Here is a 17,024-nt window from a genome sequence, read left to right as displayed (position 1 = left end):
GACTTTATGACGACTTCAATATCCACTATCAGTTACCCACATTTAGCAGCAGAATATATTCAAAAAACATGTCCATCATTTAAACCAAAAGTGGGTGTAGTATTAGGCTCAGGGTTAGGCCAATTTGCCGAAGAGTTAGAAGATACAGTTGCTATTGAATACGAAAAACTCCCAGGATTTCCCAGAACTACAGTACAGGGGCATGGAGGAAAATTAATTTTAGGATATTATGGATCTACTGCGGTTATTTGCTTACAAGGCAGAGCCCATACTTACGAAAGCATGGAAAATCATGAAGCAGTAAAAACCTATGTAAGAACTTTAAAGCTATTAGGTTGCCAGTATTTTATAGCAACAAATGCTTCTGGTTCACTTAAAGAAGAAGTTGGACCGGGTGAATTAATGTTAATTACCGATCACATCAATTTTCAACCCGGAAATCCCCTGGTTGGTCCGAATGATGATGAGTTTGGACCCAGGTTTTATCCTTTAGATAATGCTTATGACATTACCATGCGCAATGCATTATTGGATATTGCTCAAAGACACTCGATTAAACTACACCAGGGGGTTTATATCTCTGTCTTGGGACCAAACTATGAAACAGCTGCTGAAATTCGTGCCTTTAAATTGCTGGGAGCTGATGCAGTGGGGATGTCAACTGTGCCTGAAGTTTTAGTCGCCAATCATTGTGGCTTGCGTGTCGCTGTTATTGCAACCATAACAAATTATGCAACTGGCCTTGCAAAAACCAGTCATAGCCATGAATCCGTTGTCAAAATGGCTTCTAGTGCCGCTGAAAAACTTAATACTTTGATTAAACAGTATATTTTGGAATTATCGTGAGTTTGGATAAGCATTTTAATGATCTATTGGACAAGCTCCTGTCAAACCAGGATATTACATCTATTTCGAATGCTCAGTTGATGCATTGCATTGATTTGACACTACTAGAGGCGGATGCTTCTCTTGAAGCATTGCATCAATTACAGAGCCAAGCCTGTCAAAATAATGTTGCAGCTATTTGCGTGCTACCCAAACATCTTCATGTATTTAAGCCTAACTCCAAAATTAAATTAGCAACTGTTATCAATTTTCCTCTTGGGAATGATGATTTGCTGGTTTCCCTGGCAGAGATAGATAATGCCATTCAACTGGGTGCTAATGAAATAGATTATGTACTACCCTATCAGTATTACTTAAGAGGAAATAAGCAAAAAGCGTTAAATCATTGTGATGTCATTATTCAAACCTGCAAGAAACATCAACTTACCTTAAAAATAATTTTAGAAACTGGCCTTTTTCCAGATATGGAAAGCATTTATCAGCTTAGCTCAGAAATCATTGCTCTTGGTGGACGGTTTCTCAAAACTTCGACTGGAAAAACCCCTCAGGGTGCAACTCTGGCAGCAGTATTTGCTATAGTCAGTGCTGTTATGGATTCAACTTATGCATCCTCTTGTGGAATAAAGGTTTCAGGAGGGATTAAAACGCCTCTTCAGGCTCAACAATATGCTCAACTGGCTGAATTACTTATGGGCAAAGCGATTCATAAGGATTGGTTTCGTATTGGAGCCAGTACTCTGCTTGAGAAATTATTGTCATGAACGCACAGTCTATGTGTTAATATGTCAGCATGCAAACAGGGAGAGCTCTTGCAATGAAATTATGGATAATGCTATTTAACTGCTTTATTGTTACCTTTTTAATAACATTCTCTCACGCAAAAGCGCCAGTAAATAACAATAAATCATCTTATTGCCTCCCTAACCAACCATGCTGGCCAACCCCCAAAGAATGGGAGCAACTAAACAAAAAAATAAATGGCCATTTAATAAAAGCCAGGAACTATCTGTCACCTTGCATTGAAGATCCCAAAAGTAATGGTTGTAAAAATACCCTGGAGGAAATAAAAAATCCCTTTTATTTGGAAACACAACCTACCGCAACCCAGTCCACCGGCTGGTTTGAGGCATGGGATTCAGAAATAAGCCCATACATAGTTGCAGCAAAAACAGCGCAGGAAATTGCTCATGCAGTAAAATTTGCTAGAAAACATCATATCAAACTAGTTGTCAAAGGCACTGGTCATGACTATCTTGGAAGATCCAATGCTCCTGATTCTTTGCTGATTTGGACACATCACATGCGAGAAATACAGTTCCAGAAACATTTCGTCCCAAATGGTTGTTCTGCAAATCATAAGGGTGTTCCTGCGGTAACTGTTGAAGCAGGTACCAGATGGATAGAGGCTTATAAAGAGGTTACTGTAAACCAGGGGCGCTATGTTCAGGGCGGAGGCTGTACTTCCGTTGGAGTTGCTGGGGGATTTATTCAAGGTGGAGGATTTGGGAGTTTTTCTAAAAAATATGGAACCGGTGCAGGGGGAATTTTAGAAGCAGAAGTAATTATCGCTGATGGTTCAATTTTGATTGCCAATGAATGCCAAAACCAGGATTTATATTGGGCATTGAAAGGAGGTGGCGGCGGAACTTATGGTATTGTAAGTAAAGTCACATTGGAAACGCATGAATTGCCAGCAACATTTGGAGCATTAACAGGAAGTATTACAGCAAAAACAGAGCAGGATTTTAAGAATCTCATAGATTATTTTATTATTTTTTACAGAGAAAGACTTCATAATGAACATTGGGGAGAACAAGTCATATTAGGCCCTGATAACAAAATAGAGCTGGCATTGGTTTTTCAAGGGATGAGCAAAACTCAGGTTGATAGATTATGGCAACCATTTAAAACTTGGTTATCCCAAAAACCTGAACATTATCAATTTACAATAAACAGCCTGGTACTACCTGCAAGAAAATTCTGGGATTACGATTATCTAAGCAAAAATCTACCTGATCATATTGTAATTGATAAGCGAAAAAATATCCCTTATCCAGAGTTTTGGTGGTCTGGTAATCAGTCAGAAGTTTCTATCTATTTAACTCACTACCAATCCGGTTATTTGCCCTATACCCTCTTTCAAGAAAAATTTTCGAATAAACTATCTAACGCTTTGTTTGAAGCATCTCGCCTGACCAAACTGTCTTTGCATTTTAACAAAGGCTTGGCAGGGGCGTCTCAGCAAGCAATCGAGAGACAAAGAAAAACATCAATGAACCCTTCCGTATTGGATGCAGCAGCCTTGATAACAATAATTGGGGGGCAACAATATGTCTTTCCCAAGTTGCCTGAGCACAAACCTGATTTAGATAAAGCACGGTTTTCAGCTAAACAGGCAAAAAAAGCAATGAAGCTAATATCTGCTCTGAATCCTGATTCGGGCACCTATGGAAATGAGGCCGATTACAATTTAAAAAATTGGCAAAGGGCTTTATGGGGATCCAATTATGAGAAATTATTACAAATTAAACACCATTATGATCCCGAAAACTTGTTTAATTGCCACCATTGTGTTGGAAGTGAATAAAAATTAATTAATAATTTTAAGAATCTCAGTTAGAATAACTAGTCATAGTGAATTAATTAGCATTGGAGTTTAAATTATCATGAAGACTAAAATCATATTTAAATCCATTTCATCATTACTATTGGGTTTGCTACTTGTAAGTTGTAGCAATGAACTTCCTCCCGGTGAATATGATGCAAATGAGATAGGCAAAATAAAAAAGGTTATTCCGGGTGTGATTATTTCCAAACGACCAGTTAATTTACATCGTCAAAACGCTGATGCCAATCTGCATGTAAAAGGCGGTGCTGATTCTAATTTGATAGATGGTGGTTATAATAGAACACATGGTGTCGAATACGTCATCAAGTTAAACTCTGGCACCATTATTTCAGTGGTACAAGCAGAAGACTTGAAATTAAAGAACAAGCAAAAAATTCTGGTAATTTATGGAAGACACACTCGAGTTGTAGCTGATAATGGAAGCGATGTATATTAATTAGCCTTCCTGTTTCAAAATATGGGTTGGTGTTGGATTTTTTCTTCTAAAGCCTGTCTTATGAAGGAATTTTCCGACACCCATAATCATTTGGCACAACAAATTTTCTATTAGGGTTGAGAGGACATATTATTTAAATCAATGCTAATCCAACGGCAAACCACATTACTAATCCATAATAACCACTCACTAAAAATGCTTTAAAACAATTTTTAGGTATTCTTGCATAAATTAACTTTAGTTGATAAGTCAGTATTCCAGCCGCAGTACACCATAACAAATAAAAAAACCATTCTGCGTTCTTATTTATTGCCCATACCAACCATAAAGAATGCAGAAAAATCAGTAACAAAGCAATAATTAATCTATCATAACTTGCAAAATATATTGCAGTCGATTTGACTCCTATTTTTAAATCATCGGCTTTGTCAGTCATCGCATACATCGTGTCATAAGCGATAATCCAGGAAAAATTAATTAAAAACAATACAATAAAATCACTATTTAAATTTTTCCCTGAGGCAATAAATGCCATAGGAATACCCATGGAAAAAGCCAAACCTAATATCAGTTGTGGAGCATTCAAAAATCGTTTACAAAATGGGTATAAAAAAGTAATTAGCACGGAAATAACCGCAAAATAAAAACAATTGATTGGAAGTTTTAATAATAAAAGCAATGAGGCACAAAGTAATATAAACAATAAAATAAATGCCTCAGACAAGCTGACCTCTCCAGCAGTCAAGGGGCGAAATTGGGTTCTGGCTACATGCCTATCAATATGCCTGTCAGCAATATCGTTAATAACACAACCTGCGGAACGCATAAATACTGTACCTAATAAAAAAATCATAAGCAAATCAATAGAAGGAAAGCCCTGATTTGCCATCCAAAGTGCCCATGCGGTGGGATACCAAAGTAATAAAATTCCTATTGGTTTATTTAAGCGTAATAATCTGACATAGGCATTCCAGGGAATCATAATAAATTTTCCAGCTCTGGTAACAAGATTTCAACCAAATAAAAAGAACTCTTTTCCTGAAATACTAGCTCCGTAAACCTGACCCACATTTGAGAGTATTCAGCGCTAATGTATTTTTTAACCCAATGAAACTCAAGATTTAATTGATCTACAGGATAACAAAGTATTGGTAACCGTCTCACACTACTTTCATCAAAAATGAGATTTCGTATTGATTCATTTTCCAAACGGTTGAAAAACTCTGGCTTAAGGGCATAACACGATTGTGGGATAACCGATCGCGCGTACCAATAGATAATCCCTTGATTTTTCATAACAATTTCACGTTGAAGAATGCTTTTGTCCGGTATACACAGAACATACTTATCCCACCAATTTGGGATAGACCAGTTCTGAGATAAACGTTCCAGCTCCGCATTACCGGTTATTGCTTTTAGTTTATCTGTTAAGGAATCTTGGTATTCTAACCAATTTTTGAGCAATCCTGGCCCTTTGGTATCGGCAATCAGCAGGGATTCATAATTAATAGACATACATAAATAATTTGGAAAAAAATTTCATAAGATATTACAAAATTACCTCTTTATGAACAACCATTGCTTATAATTTAAGATAAAAACAAAATCCTTTTATTTTGATCTTGTGTTAATTACCCCCTACCCTAACCCTGCCAAGCCTATTTAAAGTAACCACAACTTTTTCATTGGTTCGCTTATTGTTCAAAATAAATTTACCATTACTCATCGCACGATTCGGAATATTGGATATAATAATTCTATGGTTTGAATCTACGCCTTTCCAATTAATATTCCAGGAATTAGAACTCCATTGCCATTGGTGAATAAGCTCAGTTTTATTGGTTGTTTGATTAAGTTTAGCAAGCACCATCCCCCTGGACCAATTTTCATTAGAACCAAAAGGAAGAAGATAAATCGGATGCCCCAAATGAATAGCCTGTATTTTGGAGTATTGAATGGCTGTTTTTATACTATTAACTAATGTTTCTCTCTCATTATTTTGTATTAGTGAAAAAAATGACCATGAACCTAAAAGCAATAATCCTACAAGCAAAGCTAATGTAAGCATCGTTTCAAGTAGAGTAAATCCTGTTATTTTCATCAATTGAAGCCGCATATCATCTACAAAATTTTATGATGAAGATAAGATGCGATCCTAAGAGCAATCGCTTTGGGTGATATGGCTGCTGCATAGGCTAAAATTTTATTTCTTAGCCCCGGAATAATATACAACTTTCCTTTTTTTAATCCTTTATAGGCAATTTTAGCGACCTTTTCTGGTGTCATCATTCCAATATATCCCCTCTCCAACATAGAACTTTCCATACCAGAAGCATGGAAAAAATTGGTTTTTGTTGCTCCAGGACAAAGAATAGACATAGATACCTTAGTATCTTTAAGCTCATAAGCAATAGCATGGGAAAGCGTTGCCACATATGCCTTACTCGCATAGTAGGCTGCCATAAAAGGACCCGGTTGAAATGCTGCTGTTGAAGAAACCTGTAAAACACTGCCTTCGTTTCGAGCCACAAAATCATGAAGAAAACATAGTGTTAATTCACTTAAAGAAATCATGTTTATGTTCATTAAATCATCGAGCTTGTTCATGCCCATCTCAACAAAAGAACCCATATAGCCTATGCCCGCATTATTAACCAGGCAGTTGACTTCTACACCCTGCTCTTTTAAATCAGTATACAACTTAAATGCGCTTCCAGGTTTACTTAAGTCATGTACTTTATATTCAACATTAACTTGATATTGTGTATTTAATTGCTTTGAAATGTGCTCCAGCTGTTCAGAATCTCTACCAATAAGTATTAAATCATGGCCATGTGATGCAAACTCATACGCCAAGGCCAAACCTATACCTCTCGTGGCTCCCGTTATTAAGGTCATCATGATGCACTCCTCCTTTTACTGTTTGCACAGGCTCCATTTGGTTACGTAGGCAATCCAATAGCCGAGATACATCGTCATGCTTTTCCTGTTTTAACAAATTCAAGATCCGTATACATTGAGGGAGACCTAAATCCCATTTGCCAAAATAATTTGCTTTCATAAGATTAATGTCGCTATACAATAAATGCCTAACCTCTTTTAATACATCATAAATTTGTTGGCATGATCTTTCTTTGAGCTCTTTAATTAATTTAACGATGATATGAATCATAACATGAGCATTTCCTGAAATTTTGTTAAAATGCTCAAGACAATCAAAGGGAGAATGTATATTTAGTGAATGACGTGCACGGTCTAATAGGTTCTTATCAATTTTATTTATTAATAAATCAGTAGATAGTTTTAAAAAAATTGGATAGAGTGCCAGTAAGACATCATGGTTTCCATTTTCAAGTTCCTGGCTGTGATTATGATGCTGACAAACCGCATTACCAAAAAAAGTTAAAGTATTGCTTTCATTACAAGCTGTTTTATTCTTTTCAGGATTAGATGGTAGAGACGTATTAAAATAAAGTTTTCTAAGTTCAAGGGATTGTTTCATTAAAGCAGTACGATTAGGTAAGGTAGATTGCACAATTAGATTATTAACAACATTAAACCATTGTTCATCTCCTCTGTAACAACAGTAAGCAAGCAAATCTCCCAAAGAATTGAAAGTAGAGTACATTATTTCCTTATTAACATAGCTGTTGTTTTTTCTAGTATATCTTACATTAAGATAATCCAGAGTTGATTGATAACCATTTTGGATTAATTCCTCCTGGCTCTGCCTCTCTACATTAAATCCTGTTGTTGATACTTTCCCTGTTTCAGGAATTATAGTTTGAAGAGCATATTGTCTTAACTTAAGGCGGTCTCTTTCCCATCCACTTGCAGGATCACTCACTCCAGTCAGTAAGCTATAAATCCAGTTAAGAACGAAATTCTCTCGATAAACTTTGTCCATTATTCTATCAATAACATTTCTTTCAATCCCATTATCAAATTGAACTGCCAATACTTTTAAATTATTACCAAATTCAGACTCCAACAGCGTTGAGTGGTCATCAAAAAAAACTTCGGTTGGAAAATTACTTAATATTCCACCGTCATTATGCTCTTCACCATCCAGCAGAGTATCTCTATACAAAACTGGAAAGCTCGCAGAAATTTTAACTGCTTCACTGACCTCCAATAATGGGTAACGATTTGCTGATAAATAAATAGTTTTTCCTGAGCGTTTATTTGTTGCTGTAACAATTAATTCTTTGCCTATTCCACAATCTGGAAATTGCTCTCTTAGAGACGCTAAAGTACTAAAAGTTATTTTTCCCTTAGGATATGGAATTTTATATTTATTTACTATTTGCCTTACTTTATTTGCGATAGCATAATCCAGCGCGGTCTTTAAGGAATGAGTATCAGATAATCCATTTCTGTCTATATCAAATTGAACTAAATGCTCTTGTTTGAAATGCTTGAAAAGTTCACTAATTTCATCAGCAGTATAACCCAGGTAGCACATCAAAGACATGATTGCACCGGCAGAGCTTCCTGCAAATTTGGTTGGCTTCATTCCTGCTTCATTGAGAGCCTTCCAAACCCCCACGTGAGCAAAAATTTTTGCCCCACCTCCACAAAAAACCAAATTAGTAATATCAGGTCGCTTCTCTGTGACCAAGATCTCTTTTGATTTGGAGCGCTGATAAATTTTGACAGTTTTAGTTTTATAAAGTAATTCCAAATTGTCGTCTGAAGTGCTTGTTTTTTTAGCGTCGTATGTATCGCCAAAAAATAGTTTAGATATCCATCTCCAAAGTCTGATATACCAAGGCCTCACACCATTGAAACGTTGCATTTTTCTGTAGTCATACATGTCTTTATGACGAGCTTCTGGATCAGTTACATCAATAGATTGAGGATGAGGGCTTTTACAGACAGACTCATAATTAAGTTTTTTATAATTGAGCCCAACAAGTTCATCAACCAGTTTATCAGTAATGAATACTCTTTTAACATTACCTAATGGCTCACTTTGGCTATCATTCGGATCTCTGTATTTTGTACCTGAAGGTGGTACTAAAAACTGGTTAAATCCAATTAAGATACCCTGCTTTCCATGACACATTTCAATACCAGTCAGCTGATAATTGACAGAAAGTCCCAAATCCGTTATTTTCCAATGCTCAGATTTATTATTAAATAACCAGTTTTTTAAGATACCCCACCAACTTAAAGCAACCTCCGCAGTGAAACCTCGATATTCATTCACGTAAACGCCACTTAAAAAACCATGCTCTTTATCTTTTTGATGAGGCTCAAGCAACCATTCAATAAATAAAGCTCTTTTTGAATCACTCAATCGAGTGAAATCAAAAATCATACGTTCATCATCAAATAAATAATTTCCAAGTGCAATCTTGTTATCTGGAGGTAATCCATTAATTCTGAGGCGTCCCAGATAAGCTGATATGATTATTTTTTTTAATAAATCTAAATTCTGAGGGTATTTGGTATCAGATTCCAGCAGTTGACTTATGACGTGCTGTGGGGTCATCAGTAAATCCTTACGTCTGGGTAGTCCATAGAATAAATATCTGAAATAATATGGGTTATTTTTAAATATTTATTAATCATCTTTATAACAATTATCATAAATCTCTATGGAATAAAATAGGAATGGTACAACTAATTCAAAAATGAAAAAAATTATACCATATGTATAATTTTTTAAAAGTATGCGCCATCAAAGATCACGTAATAATGCTGAGACAACCTCATAAGGATTGCTCGCTTGCGTAATTGGTCTTCCAATAACCAGAAAATCACTTCCTTCTCTGATGGCTTGTTGTGGAGTCATTACTCGCGATTGATCATCTTTTAGATTATTTGGCAGTCTTATGCCAGGAGTAACGGTAATAAAATTCTCACCACACTTCTGTTTTATAATTTTAACTTCATGTGCAGAGCTTACCACACCATCAAGCCCAGCCTCTCTGGCAAGCATAGCCAGATGGGTTGCTTGCTCAGGCAATGTGTTACTAATACCAACACTGGCCAGCTCCCCTTCTTCAAAACTGGTCAGCACAGTCACTGCTATCAACAAAGGCCTGTCTTTACCATACGTTTTTAAAGATTCCCTGGCAGCTTGTAACATTTTTAAGCCGCCGATGGCATGAACATTTATCATCCATACCCCTAATTCTGCAGCGGAGTGGCATGCTTTAGCAACTGTATTAGGGATATCGTGAAATTTTAAATCTAAAAATACTTTAAACTCTCTTCTTACCAATGCTTTTACAAACTGAGGCCCTAATAGAGTAAAAAGCTCACTCCCAACCTTAAGTGCGCAATGATTCGGATCAAGTTTTTCAACCAACTGTATAGCGTTATCTTGATTATCAAAATCCAACGCAACGATTAATTTAGGTGTCATTTATACCATGGCCTCTTCATTCATCACAAGTAAAGCATTTCTAACTGCTGCAACTATTTTCAATTGCTCATCTTCTTGTAAATAAGGGTGCATAGGCAGGCTAATTACATGTTGACTTGCTTTTTCAGAGTTTGGAAAATCTCCAAGTTTGTAATTTAAGTAACCAAGTGCCTGCTGTTGATGCATAGCAATTGGGTAATGAACAGCTGTAGGTATACCTGAGGCTTGCATTGATTTCGCAAATACATCTCTATTCTCAACCTCAATGGTATACTGAGCATACACACTCGCATTGCATTCATGCACATAAGGAGTTTTCACTAACTCAGAAAGCATTTGATCATAACGTTTTGCTACTTTTTGTCGCAATAGAATTTCATTAGAAAATATTTTCAGCTTCTGAAGTAGTATTGCTGCTTGGATAGTGTCCATTCGACCGTTAATCCCTACCCGATGATGGCAATAGCGGGCATTTTGTCCATGAATTCTAATTTCAATTAATTTTTGGGCTAAAACATCATCATTAGTAAAACAAGCTCCAGAATCACCATAACCACCTAAAGGTTTTGACGGGAAAAAACTAGTACAGCCAATAGTAGCCAGGGAACAAGAGTATTTGCCTTTATAAGTAGCTCCAAAACTCTGCGCAGCATCTTCAATAACAGGAATACCGTATTGAGTTGCAATGGCATTAATCACATCGTAATCTGCGCATTGCCCATATAAATCAACTGGCATAATGGCCTTGGTTTTCTTAGTGATTGCTCTCTCTAACTGCTCAGGATCCAAATTATAAGTTAAAGGATCTATATCTACAAAGACGGGTGTTGCATGACAAAGGCTAATCACTTCTGCTGTTGCGAAGAAACTAAATGGGCTTGTAATTACTTCATCCCCAGGCTGAATATCCAGAGCCATCAATGCCATTAATAAAGCATCTGTACCACTTGAATTCACAATCGCATGCTTCACTCCAACAAAAGTGGCTAACTCTTTTTCAAGTTCTGCAATTTCAGGCCCCATAATATATTGGCCATGATTTAATACCCTTTTAATGCTGTTTAAAATATCATTCTCAATTAAAGAATATTGTGTTTTTAAGTCGATAAATTGCATTATAATCTCATAATTAGTATATAAATTGTTTAGCTATACCTAAGATCAATACCATGAAGTTAAGGAATAATCTTAATACAAATCTAAAGTTGCAATAAACTGATTTGAACGTAAACTGCCTTGGCAAACGAGAAGACAAAACAAATCAAATTAAATTAAATTTCCTATTTGAATTGTTTTACTTAATTTGCAATAACAAATTTGAATTACGATACTAAGCTAATATGCAACTGTTCATTAACTTTCTGAGAGTATGTCTCAGGTTAATCCCCTTCCAAACCATGGATAGGCTTCATTCTACCCCACTGTTTACAACTTGGGCAATGCCAATGTAAATGTTTACCACCAAAACCACAATGCCCACATCGATATATGGGCTTATTATCTAAAAACTTGCTAGTAATATCATAAAGCATTTGCAGTTTTTCACGTACTTTCCCATGAGCAGACTCCAAGTGCCAATAAATCAAACGATTCAAACCTCTTATCGATGGATGTTTGCTTAAATTATCAGCCACAAAGTCAATTGCAATATCCATACCCTTATTTTGTCGCAAATAATCAGCTATAACGAAAATTACAGAGGCTCTCGGATGTTTTTCCAAAGTTTGCTCAAGATAGTGAATACAATCCGGCATGGAGTCCAGCTCTTTATGACAAAGAACTAATGGTTCAATGATTTCGGTTAAAAACTCTGCATCCTGCTGCGGCACTCTTTTTAAAGATCGAATAGCCTGTTTATAGCGGCCTTCTTTTATTTCAATTGTAGCATTCATCAAACTGGCTCTTACGGATTCCGGATCAACATTCATTGCTTGCTTTATACAATAAATTGCTCTATCCATTGCATTGATTTTAAGCGCTTGACTAGCCATTTCACAGTAATAATGAGCTGCTTGATTGTGGAAACTGGCTCCGGTAGAAATTTCCAGTTTCTTAATAATATCTAAAGCTTTTTCCCAAGCTTTTTCTTGTTGGTAAATTGCTAATAATCCTTGAAGACTGCTTGTATCTCTACTCCCGCCCAACTCAACAACTTCAAGGAATATACGTTCAGCTCGGTCAAACACTCCAGCACTCATATAATCTTGCCCTAAAGCCATTAGGGCTTCCTTTCGTTGTTGAATACTTAATTGAGGCCTGGCGATTAAATTTTGATGAATACGAATAGCTCTGTCTACTTCCCCTCTACGCCTGAACAAGCTACCCAGTGCAAGATGGGTTTCTACTGTATCGCTATCAACTTCTAGAAGCTTGATAAATACGTCAACCGCTTTATCAGATTGTTCATTTAATAAATAATTAAGTCCAACTACATATTCTCGCGATAAGCGATTGTGGACATGAGCATCTTTATTGGAATTACTGCGGTTAGCCAGCCACCAGCCAGACCATGCGGCAGCAGGTAACAACAGTGGCCATAAATTAATCATCTATTAATTTTCCTCTCTGCATATCGAGTTTCCACTAATAATAAAATTAATGTTGATCTTGTAAGGGTATTGAACGTAAATTCTTAATTTCTTTTTCAGTTAGTTTTAATTGGTTTTTCATTTTACGACATTCAATTTTTAAACGCCAATATCGTGTAATAAAGAGAACAAAACCTATAAAAACACCAACTCCGAGCATGATAGTCATAAGAACAGAGATAGGCATGGACACCGTTTTAAAATAGAAATTAACTTGAACCGACGAGGCATTTAGAGCCGCAAAACTAACACCAATAATAATAAGCAGCAGATAAGTTACCAGCATTAATATGCGCATTGAATATTTCCTTTAATCCTTAAGCTAAAACGTCCATCATACCATAATCTTTTTCTCAAAATAAAAAAAAGCGTAGATAGTTCTACGCTTTTTTAGTTTTGACTTAAAAAGGTTATTCACCTTCTTTGCTAGCCATTTTTTCTTTCAATAAATCACCCAGAGTAGTTGATGCTGCCTCTGTTCTGGAGTACTTCTTAATTGCATCCGCTTCATCCTGGGCATCTTTTGCCTTGACGGAAAGTGAAATGGTGCGATTTTTTCTATCAATATTAGTGATTTTTGCTTCAACTTCATCACCAACTTTTACGATAGTGGTAGCATCATCAACACGTTCATCGGATAATTCACTCACACGAATTGTGCCAGAAACATCTTCTGCTAACGCAACTGTTACAGTTTTAGGTTCTACAGCTGTAACTGTACCTTTAACAATAGATCCTTTCGTGTAAGTTTCAGCAAAACTGGCAAAACTGTCGCCTTCCAATTGTTTCAATCCTAGAGAAATACGCTCTCTCTCTGGATCGATTGCTAAAATAACAGCTTCTAACTCTTGACCCTTTTTAAATTGTTTTACCGCTTCTTCACCAGGAACAGTCCAGGAAATATCAGATAAATGAACTAGTCCATCAATATCACCATCAAGACCTATAAAGATTCCAAAGTCAGTAATAGAACGGATCTTGCCTTTTACTTTTTCGCCTTTATTATGAGTAGATGCGAATTGCTGCCATGGATTACCCACACACTGTTTCATGCCTAAAGAAATACGTCGTCGTTCTTCATCAATTTCAAGAACCATAACGTCTACTACATCTCCCAGAGACACTACTTTGCTTGGGTGAACATTTTTATTAGTCCAATCCATTTCTGACATGTGGACTAAACCTTCTACACCTTCCTCAATTTCGACAAAGCAACCATAATCGGTGATGTTGGTTACCTTACCTTGCAATCTCTTGCCTATTGGGTAACGTTCAACCAAATCAACCCAAGGATCATTCCCTAACTGCTTCATACCCAAGGAAACGCGGTTTCTTTCACTATCAAAGCTTAGTACTTTGACTTTAACATCCTGACCTACTGATAATACTTCACTTGGATGCTTGACTCGCTTCCAGGAAATGTCAGTGATATGTAACAAACCATCTATGCCGCCAAGATCAATGAAAGCACCATAGTCGGTAAGGTTTTTAACAATACCGTGAAGCTCTTGACCATCATGTAAAGACTCCAGTAGTGCTTGTCTGTCAGCGCTACTTTCTTCTTCAACTACAGCTCGTCGAGAAACAACAATATTATTGCGTTTCAAATCCATCTTGATGACTTTAAATTCAAGTTCTTTACCTTCGAGGTAAGATGGATCTCTTACAGGCCTAACATCAACAAGGGAACCCGGTAAAAATGCTCTGATTGAGCCAATTTCCACAGTAAAACCACCTTTGACTTTTCCAGAAATCAAACCAGTGACTGTTTCATTATTTTCGTGGCATTTCGATAACTTGCGCCATGCTTCCTGGCGTTTTGCTTTTTCTCTTGAAAGGAGCGTTTCGCCGTGACCATCTTCTACTGAATCCAGGGCCACTTCGACAGTATCGCCTACTTTAACTTCCAATTCGCCATTTTTATCGTAGAATTCTTCTACGGCAACAATACCTTCTGACTTTAGTCCAGCATTGAGAGTAACAAAATCATCATCAATATCGATGACTTTAGCAGTAATAATGGCACCAGGATAAAATTGAGCTCCGGCAATACTTTGCTCAAATAATTCTTTGAAACTTTCAGACATGTTAATAAACTCTTTAGTAAAAAAATGGAAGAATGAATTCCACTCACCTTCCCCCCAATTCAAAACTACAAATTATTCAAACGTTCATCAATTAATTTTAATACAATATTGAACACTTGTACAATTGTTAGTCCGGTTGTATCGATCAAGACAGCATCTTCAGCTGGTTTCAATGGCGCATGCGTACGAGCTGTATCCCTTGCATCCCGTTTAGCCAGTTCTTCAACAACCTGGGCGAGGCTAACATTAATTCCATTATCTTGCAACTGTAAATATCGTCTATTTGCTCTTTCTTCTGCACTTGCATATAAATAAACCTTCAAAACAGCATTTGGAAAAACCACCGTCCCCATATCGCGTCCATCGGTCACCAATCCAGGAAATTGGGCAAAGTTTCTCTGGCGTTCAAGCAGTGCTGCTCTTACTTCAGGAATCACTGCAATTTGTGAGGCATCCTGACCACATTGCTCACTGCGGATTTGCTGGCTGACATTTTCATCATCAAGTATTACTTTTGTTTCATTATCCGCAGATGATTCAAAACGCAAATTCAGGGAACGGGCCAAAGCAGTCAATTTTTTAATATCATTCGGTTCGATGCTATTTTTCCGAGCAGCATAAGCTAGAACACGATAAATAGCACCACTGTCAAGCATATTCCAATGCAGTCTCTTAGCTACCAAATGACAAATTGTCCCCTTTCCTGTTCCACTTGGACCATCCAACGTAATGACAGGAACCTCATTATTAAAAACCATCAGCTGTATTCCTCTATCTGAAAATGAAGCATGTTAGCGGTAGTAACAAAAGATGGAAATGAAGTTGCAACATTGGCGCAGTTTTTAATCGTTACAGGAGCACTGGCGACAGCGCCAGCAATGGCAAATGACATGGCAATACGGTGATCTCCTCGACTATTAACCTCACCACCCTGTATACTTCCACCCTCTATCAATATTCCATCATCAAAACCCTCAGCATGAACTCCCAATTGGTTTAAGCCATCCACCATCGCGCCAATACGATCACTTTCCTTCAAGCGCAGCTCTTTAGCTCCATGAAGAGTGGTTTTCCCTTGTGCGCAAGCAGCTGCAATAAAAATAACCGGGAATTCATCAATCGCCAAAGGCACCATAGAGGCAGGAATATCGATTCCTTTTAATTGGGAATATCTGATATGCAAATCAGCAACTGGTTCCTCTCCATAGGCACGTTGATTCAAAACTCTTATGTCCGCTCCCATTTCAGTTAAAATATGAATAATGCCAGTTCGTGTAGGATTAATACCTACATTACGAATTAAAACATCGGAACCTGGAGTAATAGAAGCTGCAACAATAAAAAAAGCAGCAGATGAAATGTCTCCCGGGATATTCAGACGAGTTCCATGGCACTCGCCATTACAATCAATTATGATAGCACCATCTTGTATCTGAACTGGATAAGAAAATGTTCTTAACATTCTTTCAGTATGATCCCGACTGACTGCATTTTCAGTTATTTTTGTTTGTCCTTCAGCATACATACCAGCTAACAACAAACACGACTTTACCTGAGCACTGGCTTCCGGCATAACATAATGTATTCCATTTAATTTTTTTCCGCCTTTGATTACTATAGGCGGCTTCCCATCCTGAGTAGTAACGTCTGCGCCCATTTGACTTAAGGGTCTACTAATTCTTAACATTGGGCGTTTAAGTAAACTTTCGTCTCCCGTTAACTGGCTATCAAATTGTTGTGCTGCAAGCAATCCAGCCAGCAAGCGCATACTGGTGCCTGAGTTGCCACAATCAATAATATTTTGAGGTTGTTTTAAACCATATTTACCAACCCCATGAATAATGACACGTTGCTTATCAGGCCCCTCTATCCTAACACCCATCGATTGGAATGCTTTAAGGGTGGCTATGCAATCTTCACCATCTAAAAAGCCATCGATTACTGAAGTTCCAATAGCAATCGCGCCAAAAATAATAGAACGATGAGAAATGGATTTATCTCCAGGTACTGTGATTTCGCCCTTAAGGCAGCCTACTGGTTTACTTATAAAATTCAACATGCT

General features: G+C 37.1%; 16 protein-coding genes. 4 read left to right on the top strand and 12 right to left on the bottom strand.

Annotation, left to right across the window (positions count from 1 at the left end; translation table 11 throughout):
• The first annotated feature begins 6 nt into the window (after positions 1 to 6).
• The 4 genes from LPG_RS07185 to LPG_RS07170 all read left to right on the top strand — a co-directional run bounded on the left by LPG_RS07185 (position 7) and on the right by LPG_RS07170 (position 3,911).
• Positions 7 to 846, top strand: coding sequence for a purine-nucleoside phosphorylase (locus LPG_RS07185; protein ID WP_010947163.1), 840 nt, complete (start codon positions 7 to 9; stop codon positions 844 to 846).
• Positions 843 to 1,607, top strand: a complete 765-nt coding sequence (deoC, locus tag LPG_RS07180; RefSeq protein WP_010947162.1) for a deoxyribose-phosphate aldolase — start codon at positions 843 to 845, stop codon at positions 1,605 to 1,607. Before LPG_RS07185 ends, deoC begins: the two co-directional genes overlap by 4 nt.
• Before the next feature lie 53 nt (positions 1,608 to 1,660).
• On the top strand, positions 1,661 to 3,433 hold the full coding sequence (locus LPG_RS07175; protein WP_015444518.1) for an FAD-dependent oxidoreductase: 1,773 nt from the start codon (positions 1,661 to 1,663) through the stop codon (positions 3,431 to 3,433).
• A 79-nt stretch (positions 3,434 to 3,512) separates the two neighbouring features.
• Complete coding sequence (locus LPG_RS07170; RefSeq protein ID WP_010947160.1) at positions 3,513 to 3,911, top strand: hypothetical protein; 399 nt, start codon at positions 3,513 to 3,515, stop codon at positions 3,909 to 3,911.
• 133 nt (positions 3,912 to 4,044) lie between these two features.
• Here LPG_RS07170 and ubiA read toward each other — a convergent pair whose 3' ends face one another.
• The 12 genes from ubiA to aroA form a co-directional block, all read right to left on the bottom strand.
• Positions 4,045 to 4,893 (bottom strand): 4-hydroxybenzoate octaprenyltransferase, encoded by an 849-nt coding sequence (gene ubiA / locus LPG_RS07165; RefSeq protein WP_010947159.1) that lies wholly within the window; start codon positions 4,891 to 4,893, stop codon positions 4,045 to 4,047.
• Positions 4,890 to 5,426, bottom strand: coding sequence for a chorismate--pyruvate lyase family protein (locus LPG_RS07160; protein WP_010947158.1), 537 nt, complete (start codon positions 5,424 to 5,426; stop codon positions 4,890 to 4,892). Before LPG_RS07160 ends, ubiA begins: the two co-directional genes overlap by 4 nt.
• 112 nt (positions 5,427 to 5,538) lie before the next feature.
• Positions 5,539 to 6,027, bottom strand: coding sequence for a GspH/FimT family pseudopilin (locus tag LPG_RS07155; RefSeq protein ID WP_010947157.1), 489 nt, complete (start codon positions 6,025 to 6,027; stop codon positions 5,539 to 5,541).
• A 5-nt stretch (positions 6,028 to 6,032) separates the two neighbouring features.
• Positions 6,033 to 6,812: an SDR family NAD(P)-dependent oxidoreductase gene (locus LPG_RS07150; protein WP_010947156.1), complete on the bottom strand. Its 780-nt coding sequence runs from the start codon at positions 6,810 to 6,812 to the stop codon at positions 6,033 to 6,035.
• A complete protein-coding gene (gene vpdC, locus LPG_RS07145) occupies positions 6,757 to 9,411 on the bottom strand; it encodes a Dot/Icm T4SS effector VpdC (RefSeq protein WP_010947155.1) in 2,655 nt (884 codons plus the stop codon). The genes LPG_RS07150 and vpdC overlap by 56 nt, the downstream gene beginning before the upstream one ends.
• Positions 9,412 to 9,597: 186 nt before the next feature.
• Positions 9,598 to 10,287: an orotidine-5'-phosphate decarboxylase gene (gene pyrF / locus LPG_RS07140; protein WP_010947154.1), complete on the bottom strand. Its 690-nt coding sequence runs from the start codon at positions 10,285 to 10,287 to the stop codon at positions 9,598 to 9,600.
• Positions 10,288 to 11,403, bottom strand: a complete 1,116-nt coding sequence (locus LPG_RS07135) for a DegT/DnrJ/EryC1/StrS family aminotransferase (protein WP_010947153.1) — start codon at positions 11,401 to 11,403, stop codon at positions 10,288 to 10,290.
• A 263-nt stretch (positions 11,404 to 11,666) separates the two neighbouring features.
• Positions 11,667 to 12,836 carry a lipopolysaccharide assembly protein LapB gene (lapB, locus tag LPG_RS07130; RefSeq protein ID WP_010947152.1) on the bottom strand — a complete coding sequence of 390 codons (1,170 nt, stop codon included), beginning with the start codon at positions 12,834 to 12,836 and terminating at the stop codon, positions 11,667 to 11,669.
• A gap of 46 nt (positions 12,837 to 12,882) precedes the next feature.
• Positions 12,883 to 13,173 (bottom strand): LapA family protein, encoded by a 291-nt coding sequence (locus LPG_RS07125; RefSeq protein WP_010947151.1) that lies wholly within the window; start codon positions 13,171 to 13,173, stop codon positions 12,883 to 12,885.
• A 112-nt stretch (positions 13,174 to 13,285) separates the two neighbouring features.
• Positions 13,286 to 14,962, bottom strand: a complete 1,677-nt coding sequence (rpsA, locus tag LPG_RS07120; protein ID WP_010947150.1) for a 30S ribosomal protein S1 — start codon at positions 14,960 to 14,962, stop codon at positions 13,286 to 13,288.
• A gap of 65 nt (positions 14,963 to 15,027) precedes the next feature.
• Positions 15,028 to 15,720 carry a (d)CMP kinase gene (gene cmk, locus LPG_RS07115; protein ID WP_011946434.1) on the bottom strand — a complete coding sequence of 231 codons (693 nt, stop codon included), beginning with the start codon at positions 15,718 to 15,720 and terminating at the stop codon, positions 15,028 to 15,030.
• A complete protein-coding gene (gene aroA / locus LPG_RS07110) occupies positions 15,720 to 17,021 on the bottom strand; it encodes a 3-phosphoshikimate 1-carboxyvinyltransferase (protein WP_010947148.1) in 1,302 nt (433 codons plus the stop codon). Before aroA ends, cmk begins: the two co-directional genes overlap by 1 nt.
• Positions 17,022 to 17,024: the final 3 nt, after the last annotated feature.

The sequence above is a fragment of the Legionella pneumophila subsp. pneumophila str. Philadelphia 1 genome (assembly GCF_000008485.1).
GTDB lineage: Bacteria > Pseudomonadota > Gammaproteobacteria > Legionellales > Legionellaceae > Legionella > Legionella pneumophila.
Note: the sequence above shows the minus strand (reverse complement) of the source record. Positions and strands in the feature narration are given on the sequence as shown.

Bases quoted from the DNA above. Each gene is read 5' to 3' on its own strand.
- cmk (WP_011946434.1), bottom strand. From the start codon at position 15,720: ATGGTTTTTAATAATGAGGTTCCTGTCATTACGTTGGATGGTCCAAGT.
- LPG_RS07135 (WP_010947153.1), bottom strand. From the start codon at position 11,403: ATGCAATTTATCGACTTAAAAACACAATATTCTTTAATTGAGAATGAT.
- lapB (WP_010947152.1), bottom strand. From the start codon at position 12,836: ATGATTAATTTATGGCCACTGTTGTTACCTGCTGCCGCATGGTCTGGC.
- LPG_RS07150 (WP_010947156.1), bottom strand. From the start codon at position 6,812: ATGATGACCTTAATAACGGGAGCCACGAGAGGTATAGGTTTGGCCTTG.
- ubiA (WP_010947159.1), bottom strand. From the start codon at position 4,893: ATGATTCCCTGGAATGCCTATGTCAGATTATTACGCTTAAATAAACCA.
- LPG_RS07185 (WP_010947163.1), top strand. From the start codon at position 7: ATGACGACTTCAATATCCACTATCAGTTACCCACATTTAGCAGCAGAA.
- pyrF (WP_010947154.1), bottom strand. From the start codon at position 10,287: ATGACACCTAAATTAATCGTTGCGTTGGATTTTGATAATCAAGATAAC.
- LPG_RS07125 (WP_010947151.1), bottom strand. From the start codon at position 13,173: ATGCGCATATTAATGCTGGTAACTTATCTGCTGCTTATTATTATTGGT.
- LPG_RS07160 (WP_010947158.1), bottom strand. From the start codon at position 5,426: ATGTCTATTAATTATGAATCCCTGCTGATTGCCGATACCAAAGGGCCA.
- LPG_RS07155 (WP_010947157.1), bottom strand. From the start codon at position 6,027: ATGCGGCTTCAATTGATGAAAATAACAGGATTTACTCTACTTGAAACG.
- aroA (WP_010947148.1), bottom strand. From the start codon at position 17,021: ATGTTGAATTTTATAAGTAAACCAGTAGGCTGCCTTAAGGGCGAAATC.
- rpsA (WP_010947150.1), bottom strand. From the start codon at position 14,962: ATGTCTGAAAGTTTCAAAGAATTATTTGAGCAAAGTATTGCCGGAGCT.
- LPG_RS07175 (WP_015444518.1), top strand. From the start codon at position 1,661: ATGAAATTATGGATAATGCTATTTAACTGCTTTATTGTTACCTTTTTA.
- LPG_RS07170 (WP_010947160.1), top strand. From the start codon at position 3,513: ATGAAGACTAAAATCATATTTAAATCCATTTCATCATTACTATTGGGT.